This window comes from Pararoseomonas baculiformis (assembly GCF_017813395.1).
Taxonomy (GTDB): domain Bacteria; phylum Pseudomonadota; class Alphaproteobacteria; order Acetobacterales; family Acetobacteraceae; genus Roseomonas; species Roseomonas baculiformis.
This window is the reverse complement of record NZ_JAGIZB010000100.1, coordinates 1-1,290: the sequence shown is the minus strand read 5'-3', so window position 1 is coordinate 1,290 and position 1,290 is coordinate 1. Positions and strand designations below refer to the sequence as shown.

General features: G+C 69.8%; 1 protein-coding gene. It reads left to right on the top strand.

Going from position 1 to position 1,290, the window contains the following annotated elements; all coding sequences use genetic code 11:
* Nucleotides 1–79 precede the first annotated feature (79 nt).
* On the top strand, nucleotides 80–1,290 hold a 1,211-nt coding region (locus J8J14_RS24745), incomplete at its 3' end, for an IS701 family transposase (RefSeq protein WP_209382202.1).

Genomic DNA, 1,290 nt, shown 5'->3' with positions numbered 1-1,290 from the left:
TTGGCCATTTGAGCTGAGGAGAGGCGGCGGAGCGGGCTGACCGGCTAGGGTGGATGCGTCCCCGCCAAGAGACGCCGCCATGCTCTGCCTGCCGACCCGCTTCGCCGCGGTGATCCTGAGCTTTGCGCCCCTCTTTTTCCAGCGGAGTTGGCGTCGCGCGGAGGTGCTGCTGATCGGGGCCATTCTGGCGCCGGGCAAGCGCACAGTGACGAGCCTGCTCCGCGTTACCGGGCTCGCGCGGGAGCGACGCTTCGTGAACTACCATCGAGTGCTCAGCCGGGCGGCTTGGAGCTCCCGGGCGGCGTCGCGCCTCCTGCTGGGGCACCTGATTGAGGCCTTTGCGCCGAGAGGGCCGGTGGTGCTGGGCATCGACGACACCATCGAGCGCCGCCGCGGCAAGCGGATCGCGGCGATGGGCATCTACCGTGACCCGGTGCGCTCCTCACACGGGCACTTCGTGAAGGCCTCCGGCCTGCGCTGGATCAGCCTGATGCTGTTGGCCCCTGTACCTTGGGCCGGGCGGGTCTGGGCGTTGCCCTTCCTCACCGCCCTGGCGCCCTCGGAGCGGTACTGCCGGGTGCGCGGCCTCCGGCACAAAAAGCTCACCGACTGGGCACGCCAGCTGGTGGTGCAAGCCCGTCGATGGCTGCCGGGACGGGACATCGTCGTGGTCGGTGACAGCGGCTTTGCTGCCCTGGAGCTGCTGTCGGCTCTCGCCCGCCACAAGGTTACCGGCATCACGCGCCTGCGGCTCGATGCGGCGCTCTACGACCCGGCGCCACCTCGGCTGCCCGGGACCAATGGACGACCCCGTACCAAGGGCGCCCGGCTCCCAAACCTGTCCGAGGTGCTGAGGGATGGCGACACGCGCTGGCAGGCGCTGCAGATCCAGGGCTGGTACGGTGAAGGCGAACGCGAGATCGAGATCTGCACCGCGACCGCCGTCTGGCGCCACGGCGGCATGCCCATCGTGCCGATCCGCTGGGTGCTGATCCGCGATCCCCAGCGCCGGTTCAGCCCGCAGGCCCTACTGTGCACCGACCTCCACCGCGCGCCCGAGCAGATCCTGGGCTGGTTCGTCCAGCGCTGGCAACTGGAGGTCACATTCCAGGAAACCCGTGCCCACCTCGGCGTCGAGACCCAGCGCCAGTGGTCGGACCTCGCCATCGCCCGCACCACGCCGTGCCTGCTCGCTCTGTTCTCCCTCGTCACCCTCCTGGCCGCCCGGCTCAAGCCTGCGGAGAGAGAAGCCGCGGCCAGCAGTGCCTGGTACCGCAAACCACGTCCAAC